The following is a 9,177-nucleotide window of genomic DNA, read 5'->3' as shown; positions in this document are numbered from 1 at the left end:
TTTTCGTGTCTGAAAGGAGCATGGCTTTGACGGTTCATTCCGCCAGATTGACAGACGGGATTGTCCAGCTCTCGGGCGCGGCCATCGTTAGCTGCCCTGTCGCTGCCTTCGCGAGCATTGTCTCGCTGCTTCTCCATCATCACCGCGTGCTCCCCCCTGCGCTCCGGCCAACAAGCCCCGGCGTATGCGCTCGGTCCCACCAGCCGGACGGGTCTTCCGCGCCGCACCATAACAGGGGTTTATCATGAACAAGGGTTTCTGGTCGGCGGGACACCGCCCGACGCTGTTTGCGGCATTCTTATATTTCGATCTGGCGTTTATGGTATGGGTGCTGCTCGGCCCGCTCGCCCCGATGATCGCCACCGATCTGGGATTGAACGACGCCCAGAAGGGCCTGATGGTCGCAATACCCACGCTGGCGGGCGCGGTGCTGCGGCTGGTCAACGGCGTGCTGGTCGACAAGATCGGCCCCAAGTCTACCGGCGCGATCGGCCAGTTGATCGTGATCGGCGGGCTGGCGACGGCGTGGATGCTGGGGGTCAACAGCTTTGGCGGTGCCGTGGCATTGGGCGTGATCCTGGGCTTTGCCGGTGCCAGCTTTGCCGTCGCGTTGCCGCTGGCGAGCCGCTGGTATCCTGCCGAGCATCAGGGGACCGCGCTGGGAATTGCGGGCATGGGCAATTCCGGCACGGTGCTCGCCGCATTGTTTGCGCCGCTGCTGGCCAAGGCGTTCGGCTGGAACGCGGTGCTGGGCCTTGCCTGCATCCCGCTGGCGATCACCTTCGTCATCTACATGGTGCTGGCCAAGGATGCGCCAAACCCGCCCGCGCCCAAGTCGATCTTCGCCTATCTTGAGCCGTTGAAGAAAGCCGATGCATGGTGGTTCATGCTGTTCTACGGCGTCACCTTCGGCGGTTTCGTGGGCCTTGCCGCGTCGCTTTCGATCTACTTCGTCGACCAGTTCGCGCTGACCCCGGTGGTGGCGGGCTATTGCACGGCAGCGTGCGTGTTTGCCGGATCGCTCGTCCGTCCGATGGGTGGCGCGCTCGCTGACCGGATCGGCGGGACCAAGACGCTGATGGCAGTGTATCTGATTGCTGCCGCGGTGCTGATCGCGATCAGCTTCGGCCCCTCGACGGTCGAACTGGCGCTCGCCTTGTTTGTCTGCGCGATGCTGGCGTTGGGGGCAGGCAATGGCGCGGTGTTCCAGCTGGTGCCGCAGCGGTTCAAGGACGAGATCGGCGTGATGACCGGACTGGTCGGCTTTGCAGGGGGCGTTGGCGGCTTCTACCTCGCCTCGTCGCTGGGTCTGGCCAAGCAGCTGACCGGCAGCCCGCAATGGGGCTTCCTGATCTTCGCCGGGCTTGCACTGGTTGCCTTTGCCAGCCTGGTCAGCGTCAAGACCCGCTGGCGCGCCACTTGGCCGACCGCGCTTGAAGGCGCACGCATATGACCGCGCGGCTACTTGGGATCCTCGCCGGGGCGGTTGTCGCCGCCTCGGCCGCCAGTCCGGCGCTGGCTGAACCGCTCAAGCTCACGCCGTTGATCGATGCCCGGCTGCGCTATGAGGGTGTGGATCAGCAGGGCAAGGCCGAACAGGCCGATGCACTGACGTTCAGGATGCGCAGCGGCATTGAGGCGAAGAGCGGGCCGTGGTCAGTGCTCGCCGAGGCTGAGGCAACGCTGGCGATCAACGGCGATTTTAACAGCACGGTCAATGGCCGCACCGCGTTTCCGGTGGTGGCGGATCCGGAAACGATCGAGCTGAATCGTCTGCAGGTCCAGTATCGCGGTCTGCCCAAAACGGTGGTGACGCTGGGCCGCCAGCGCATCAACCTCGACGACCAGCGCTTTGTCGGAACGGTGCTGTGGCGACAGAACGAGCAGACCTATGATGCGGTGCGGCTGGAAAGTTCGGCACTCGGCCCGCTCACCGCCGATGTCACCTACAGCTGGTCGGTGCGCAGCATCTTTGGCATCGACAGCCCGTTGCAATCCATCGGCGGTGACAACCTGCTGGCCCAATTGGGCGGCAAGGCGGGACCGGTCGCGATCAAGGGCTTTGCCTATCTGGTCGATCAGGACCAGGCGGAACGACGGCAGTTTTCCAGCCAGACCTATGGCGCGCGCGCCAACGCGTCGTTCGCGCTGTCGCCCAAGCTGAAGCTCGGCATCATCGCCAGCTACGCCCGGCAGAGCGACTACAAGGGGAACGCCAACTCCTATTCGGCCGATTACTGGCTGGGTGAGGCGCAACTGGCCGCGCATGGCTTTACGCTGACAGGGGGGTACGAGGTTCTCGGCGCATCGTCGGGCCTGCCGTTCACCAGCTTCCAGACGCCATTGGCCACCGCGCACAAGTTCAACGGCTGGGCCGACCTGTTCCTGACCACACCCGCCAACGGCCTGCGCGATGCCTATGCCGGGCTTGGCTATGCGCTGCCGACATCGCGCGGACCGGTGAACCTGTCGGTCATCTATCACCGTTTCGACAGCGACCGGCTGAGCCAGGATTATGGCGATGAATGGAATGCGCAAGCGACCTTCAAGCTGTCCAAAAACATCGGTCTGCTGGTCAAATATGCCGACTACCGCGCCAAACAGTTTGGCACCGACACCCGCAGGCTGTGGCTGCAAATGGATTATCTGCTGTGACAGGAGAGACACGCATGGACCGCGAACATCTGGTCGTTATCGGCAACGGCATGGCCGGTTGCCGCGCGGTGGAAGAGGTGCTGGCGCGCGATCCGCACCGTTTCCGCATCACCATTTTCGGTGCCGAGCCGCATGTGAACTACAACCGCATCATGCTCTCGCCGCTGCTGGCAGGCGAGAAAACCTTCGACGAGATCGTGATCAACGACCGCAGCTGGTATGCCGACCATGGCATCGATCTGGTGGTCAGCGACGCCGTCATCGCGATTGACCGCGACACGCAGACGGTCACCGCGCAATCGGGCCGGGTCGCGCAATATGACCGACTATTGATCGCGACCGGATCGGACCCGTTCATCATTCCCGTGCCGGGCAAGGATCTGCCTGGCGTCGTCTCGTTCCGCGATATGGCGGATGTCGACATGATGGTTCACACGGCCGCCCTGGGGGGGGATGCCGTGGTGATCGGCGGTGGCCTGCTTGGCCTGGAGGCGGCCCATGGGCTCGCCTTGCGGGGTATGCAGGTCACCGTTGTTCACCTGATGGATACGCTGATGGAGCGCCAGCTTGATGAAGCGGCGGGCTGGCTGCTTAAGGCCGCGCTGGAGGGTCGCGGTCAGACCATCCTGACAGGCGCGAACACAGCGGAGATCTTTGGAGAGGGCAAGGTCGAGGGCGTACGTCTGACCGACGGGCGCACCATTCCGGCCAGCCTGGTGGTGATGGCGGCGGGTATCCGTCCGAATGTGAGGCTTGCAAAAGAGGCAGGGCTCGCCGTCCATCGCGCGATACTGGTCGACGACCAGATGGTGACCAGCGACCCTGCGATCCTGGCGGTCGGCGAATGCGTCGAACATCGCGGGCAGGTTTACGGCCTGGTCGCGCCGATCTGGGAAATGTGCCGCGCGCTTGCCGATGGACTGATCGGCAAGCCGAACAGCTACGAAGGATCGGTCACCGCGACCAAGCTCAAAGTCTCCGGCATCGACGTGTTTTCGGCGGGCGATTTTGTCGGCGGCGATGGCGCGGAAGACATCGTGCTGCGCGACGCTTCACGTGGGGTCTACAAGCGTGTCGTGGTGAAAGACGACCGCGTGGTAGGTGCGGTGCTCTATGGCGATACCGCCGACGGCAACTGGTATTTCGATCTGCTCAAGCGATCCGAAGACGTGACCGAGATCCGCGATGCGCTGATTTTTGGCCAAGCTTTTGCCTCTGGAGGGGGGCAAGCGGACCCTAAGGCCGCCGTTGCGGCGCTTCCCGATGATGCGGAAGTGTGCGGCTGCAACGGCGTCAGCAAGGGTCAGGTCGCAGCATGCATAGCAGACGGTGCAGGCACGCTTGATGCCGTGCGCGCCACCTGCAAGGCATCGGCCAGTTGCGGGTCGTGCACCGGTCTGGTCGAGACACTGCTCACGATCAGCCTGGGCGATGAATACGCGGGCGAACGTACCGCCAAGCCGATGTGCAAATGCACCAGCTTCACCCATGACGAAGTGCGCGCGCTGATTGTCGAGCGCGGCTTTCGCCACATGCCGCAGGTGATGCAGGAACTGCATTGGTCCACGCCCGATGGCTGTGCGTCCTGCCGCCCCGCGCTCAATTATTACCTGCTGTGCGCCTGGCCCGGCGAATATGTCGATGACCAGCAAAGCCGGTTCGTCAACGAGCGGATGCACGCCAATATCCAGAAGGACGGCACCTATTCGGTGGTTCCGCGCATGTGGGGTGGCCTCACCAACCCGAAGGAGCTGCGCGCCATTGCCGATGTCGTCGAGAAATACGACGCGCCGATGGTCAAGGTCACTGGCGGCCAACGACTCGACATTTTCGGCATCAAGAAAGAGGATCTGCCCGCCGTTTGGGCCGATCTCAATGCTGCCGGGATGGTCTCCGGCCATGCCTATGGCAAAGCGCTGCGAACGGTGAAGACCTGCGTCGGCAGCGAATGGTGCCGCTTCGGCACGCAGGACTCGACTGGGCTGGGCGTCAAGCTGGAGCGCAAGTTCTGGGGCAGCTGGATGCCGCACAAGTTCAAGATGGCAGTCAGTGGCTGCCCGCGCAATTGCGCCGAGGCGACGATCAAGGACTTCGGCGTGATCTGCGTCGACAGCGGCTATGAACTGCATGTCGGCGGCAATGGCGGTATCCATCTGCGCGGCACCGACCTGCTGTGCAAGGTGGCGACCGAGGAAGAGGCGATCCACATGGCCGCCGCTTTCGTCCAGCTCTACCGCGAATATGCCCGCTATCTGGAACGCACCGCACCGTGGATCGAGCGGATGGGGATGGAGTGGCTACGCGCGCTGCTGATCGACGATGTTAAAGGGCGTGATGCGCTGGCCGCGCGCTTCTGGATCGCGCAATCGTTCAGCCAGGACGACCCCTGGGCAGAGCGTGCCGCCGGTCAGGACCGCAACCTGCACCGTCCGATGGCCGAGTTCCGACCCATCACACAACTGGAAGGGGTTGCACCATGATGCCGCAATGGATTGATGTTGGCGCAGTAGAAGAGGTGCCATTGCGCGGTTCGCGCGCCATCAAGGTGGCGGGCGGCGAGGAAATTGCGGTCTTCCGCACCGGCTCTGGCCAGATCTACGCGCTGATCAACCGCTGTCCGCACAAAAACGGCCCGCTGAGCCAAGGCATTGTCCATGGCGACAGCGTGACGTGTCCGCTGCACAGCTGGGTGATCAGTCTGGTCACTGGTGAGGCGCAGGGAACAGACAAAGGCTGCACGCCAACGATCCCGGTGGAGGTTCACAGCGGGCGTATCATGATCGAGCGGGCCGCTGCACTGCGGTTGGCGGCGTGAACGCAACGCGCACAACCTGTGCCTATTGCGGCGTCGGTTGCGGCGTCCTCGCCACGCCTGCTGCCGATGGCCAGAGCGCAGCGATTGTGGGTGATCCAGAACATCCCGCAAACGCCGGGCGTTTGTGCTCCAAGGGCACGCATCTGGGTGAGACGCTGAGCCATGAGGGCCGTCTGCTGCACCCGGAGATCGGCGGGAAGCGCGCAAGCTGGGAAAAAGCCATTGCGCATGTCGCACGCCAGTTCCGCCGCACGATCGAGCAATACGGCCCGGATAGCGTCGCATTCTATGTATCAGGCCAGCTGCTGACCGAGGACTATTACGTCGCCAACAAGCTGATGAAGGGCTTTATCGGATCGGCCAATATCGACACCAATTCGCGGCTGTGCATGTCGAGCGCGGTCGCCGGGCACATGCGCGCCTTTGGTGAGGATGTCGTGCCCGCCAGCTATGACGATCTGGACGCTGCGGACCTGATCGTACTGGTCGGATCGAACACCGCCTGGTGTCATCCGGTGATCTATCAGCGGATGATGGCTGCGCGGGCGGCGCGCGGCAAAAAGCTGGTGGTGATCGATCCGCGACGCACCGAAACCTGCGCCGATGCCGATCTGCACCTTGCGTTGCGCCCCGGCAGCGATGTTGCGCTGATGAACGGCCTGCTGGCCTTTGCGATGCGCGAAGGACACATTGACCTCGATTACGTCGAACGCAGCGTCAATGTGCCGGATGGCTTTTGGGACTCGCTCTCGGAAGGTCACGACCTCTGGTCTGTTGCCCGCGCCTGCGACCTGCCGCCTGCCGATGTCCAGGCGTTCTTCGATCTGTTCGCCGCGCACCCGCGCACCGTCACGATGTTCAGCCAGGGTATCAACCAGTCGATCCGCGGCACCGATCAGGTGAATGCTATCCTAAACTTGCATCTGGCAACAGGCCGCATCGGCAAGCCCGGAGCGGCTCCGTTCTCGATCACCGGCCAGCCCAATGCAATGGGCGGGCGCGAGGTCGGCGGGCTGGCCACGACGCTGGCCGCGCACATGGATTTCGCGCCTGAAAACCGTGATCTCGTCCGCCGCTTTTGGGCATCGCCAACGATGGCGGCAAAACCAGGTTTGAAAGCGGTCGACCTGTTTCGCTCGATCGGTGAGGGGCGGGTCAAGGCAGTCTGGATCATGGCCACCAACCCGGCGGTATCACTCCCCGATGCAGGCACAGTGCGCGAAGCATTGGCCGCATGCCCGTTCGTGGTCGTCTCCGATTGCATCGCGAATACCGACACCAGCGCCTATGCGCATGTGATGCTGCCCGCCACCGGATGGGGCGAAAAGGATGGCACGGTCACAAACTCCGAACGGATGATCAGTCGCCAGCGCGCATTCCTGCCGGCTGCGGGCGAGGCAAGGCCAGACTGGTGGATCATCAAGGAGGTCGCGCGCGCGATGGGCTGGCGCGAAGCGTTCAGCTTTGACAGTCCTGCCGACATCTACCGTGAGCATGCGCGGCTTTCTACTTACCAGAATGCCGGTAAAAGGGTGTTCGACATCGGCGGCCATGCCGCGATCTCCAACCCTGGCTATGACACCATGCAACCCTGGCGCTGGGGCGGTGATGCCTTTGCCGATGGTCGATTTTCAACGCCGGATGGCAAGGCACGGCTGGTGCCTGTCAACCAGATGGAGCTTGGCGAGCCGCTCAGGGCCTGGCCGTTGACGCTCAACACTGGGCGCTATCGTGACCAGTGGCATACCATGACCCGCACAGGCCTGAGCGCACGGCTTGGCCAGCACAGGCAGGAACCGCTGGTTGAAATCCATGCTGAAGATGCTCTGGCGCACGGCCTGTCTGATGGCGGACTGGCTCTGGTGGCAACACCGCAGGGCAGCAGCGTCTATCGGGTGTGCATCAGCGATGGGCAACGGCGCGGCGAACTGTTCGTGCCGATCCACTGGACCGACCAGCAATCAACCGGTGGCCGCACCGGCGTGCTCGCCCGCGCACTGACCGATCCGCATTCGGGGCAGCCTGGGTTCAAGAACGCACCGGCGCGGATCTCTCCGTTCGTCGCCGAATGGCACGGCTTTCTCATCGCTTCGGTACTGCCTGATCCTTTGCCATCCAGCTATGCCACTAAGGTGCGAACCAAGGCCGGATGGCTGGTCGAGATGGCAGGTGATGGCGATCCGCTGGCGTTCGCCAAGCGGGTTCTGCCGCGCGGCGGGCGCATCGAAAGCCATGACGGCGCGCACGGTCAGCACCGGTTTGCCATCCTGCGCGACGGCGTGGTCGTGGCGGCTCTGTATATCGGCCCGCAGAAGCGGCTTCCCAGGCGCGAGTGGTTGATTGCTCAGCTCGGGATTTCTGAAGCCAGCGCGACCGAGCTGCTGGCTGGGCGCTCAGCCACACCCGCGCCCGATCGCGGCGCGATTGTCTGCAGCTGCTTCGACATCGGCACCATCACGTTGACCAAGGCCATTACGAACCAGCGGCTGATGACGACCGAGGCGGTTGGGGCTGCGTTGTCTGCCGGCACAAACTGCGGCTCATGCAAACCCGCAATCCAGCGGCTGATCATGCAACACAAGGAGGCAGCCCATGGCTGACATCAGTTTTGGCTCTGGCGATGTCTGGCTGGTGGGTGCTGGCCCAGGCGATCCTGATCTGCTGACCCGCAAAGCCGAACGTTTGCTGGCGATGGCCTCGATCGTGTTTCACGATGCACTGGTCAGTCAGGCGATACTCGATCTGATCCCCAGACAGGTGATGCAGGTGCCGGTTGGCAAACGGTCAGGGCGGCACTCGATGTCCCAGCCCGCAATCAACGGCCTTCTGGTGAAATCCTCGCATAACGGACACCGCGTCGTTCGGCTAAAGGGCGGCGATCCTGCAGTGTTCGGACGGATGACCGAGGAGGTCGATGCACTGCAAGCCAAGGGCATACGCGTTCAGGTATGCCCGGGAATCACCGCCGCCAGTGCAGCGGCAGCTTCCGGAGTGTTCTCGCTGACCAGACGCGGCAGCACGAGGGCGCTCACGTTCATCACGGCGCAAGGCTGCGGGAACGGGCAAAGCGACATCGACTGGTCAGCGATCGCCGGTGCGCAAACGACACTTGCGATCTACATGGGCCGCGCCGCTGCACCGCATATTGCAGAGCAGCTGATAGCCAACGGGTTGCTGCCGAGCACGCCCATCCTGATCGCGGTCAACGTCTCTTCTCCCGGCGAGCGCCTTATCCGTGGTCGTCTGGATAGACTGGCGGCGCTGATGGCGACAGTCGGAGACAAGGATCCTGCATTGTTGCTGGTGGGTGAAGTGACCCAAGCCAATGCTGAAGCGGCCGATTTGAGTTCAGAATGGTTCGAATTGCCGATCGGAATGGCATCGGCTCCCAAAGTCCGTATCCGCGCATAAGGTTGGGACAGCGCCTCCACCACACCCTTATTGGACATCCGGTGAACTATAAAGATGGCGAGAGTATCGACCAAGTTTAACCGCCCGGCACCTGTCAAACGTTCGAGTGACTGGTTACGGCATAAGCCGACACTCCTGCGGCCACATCGGAACGACCGGCTCTGGGTCGGCAGCCGACACTCAGCGCGATGTTCATTTAACTGATCTGGCTTTGAACCTGGGTCGTGTCCGTCAATGTGGTGTAAATTCGGTTGTGGCCAGCGGGCGGCATTTTCAGGCGGCCTTGGGTGTAATCT

The 9,177-nt window shown here is 63.0% G+C and carries 6 protein-coding genes; all 6 read left to right on the top strand.

All coding sequences use genetic code 11. The features are described from left to right. Positions 1–244: 244 nt before the first annotated feature. Genes K5Q19_RS16745 through cobA form a run of 6 tightly spaced genes read left to right on the top strand, consistent with a single transcriptional unit; the run spans position 245 to position 8,881 of the window. Positions 245–1,453, top strand: coding sequence for a nitrate/nitrite transporter (locus tag K5Q19_RS16745; protein ID WP_066214140.1), 1,209 nt, complete (start codon positions 245–247; stop codon positions 1,451–1,453). Then, positions 1,450–2,655: a porin gene (locus K5Q19_RS16740; protein WP_110300250.1), complete on the top strand. Its 1,206-nt coding sequence runs from the start codon at positions 1,450–1,452 to the stop codon at positions 2,653–2,655. Before K5Q19_RS16745 ends, K5Q19_RS16740 begins: the two co-directional genes overlap by 4 nt. A 14-nt stretch (positions 2,656–2,669) precedes the next feature. After that, positions 2,670–5,135 carry a nitrite reductase large subunit NirB gene (nirB, locus tag K5Q19_RS16735; protein ID WP_110300249.1) on the top strand — a complete coding sequence of 822 codons (2,466 nt, stop codon included), beginning with the start codon at positions 2,670–2,672 and terminating at the stop codon, positions 5,133–5,135. Then, positions 5,132–5,470, top strand: a complete 339-nt coding sequence (nirD, locus tag K5Q19_RS16730) for a nitrite reductase small subunit NirD (protein WP_017671397.1) — start codon at positions 5,132–5,134, stop codon at positions 5,468–5,470. The genes nirB and nirD overlap by 4 nt, the downstream gene beginning before the upstream one ends. Then, a complete protein-coding gene (locus tag K5Q19_RS16725; protein ID WP_110300248.1) occupies positions 5,467–8,070 on the top strand; it encodes a nitrate reductase in 2,604 nt (867 codons plus the stop codon). Before nirD ends, K5Q19_RS16725 begins: the two co-directional genes overlap by 4 nt. Further along, a complete protein-coding gene (gene cobA, locus K5Q19_RS16720; RefSeq protein ID WP_110300247.1) occupies positions 8,063–8,881 on the top strand; it encodes a uroporphyrinogen-III C-methyltransferase in 819 nt (272 codons plus the stop codon). The genes K5Q19_RS16725 and cobA overlap by 8 nt, the downstream gene beginning before the upstream one ends. The last annotated feature ends 296 nt before the right edge of the window (positions 8,882–9,177 follow it).

Origin of the sequence: Novosphingobium sp. (assembly GCF_019748365.1) — a bacterium.
Classification (GTDB): Bacteria; Pseudomonadota; Alphaproteobacteria; order Sphingomonadales; family Sphingomonadaceae; genus Novosphingobium.
The sequence above is the reverse complement of the archived record's forward strand: the minus strand, read 5'-3'. Positions and strand labels throughout refer to the sequence as shown.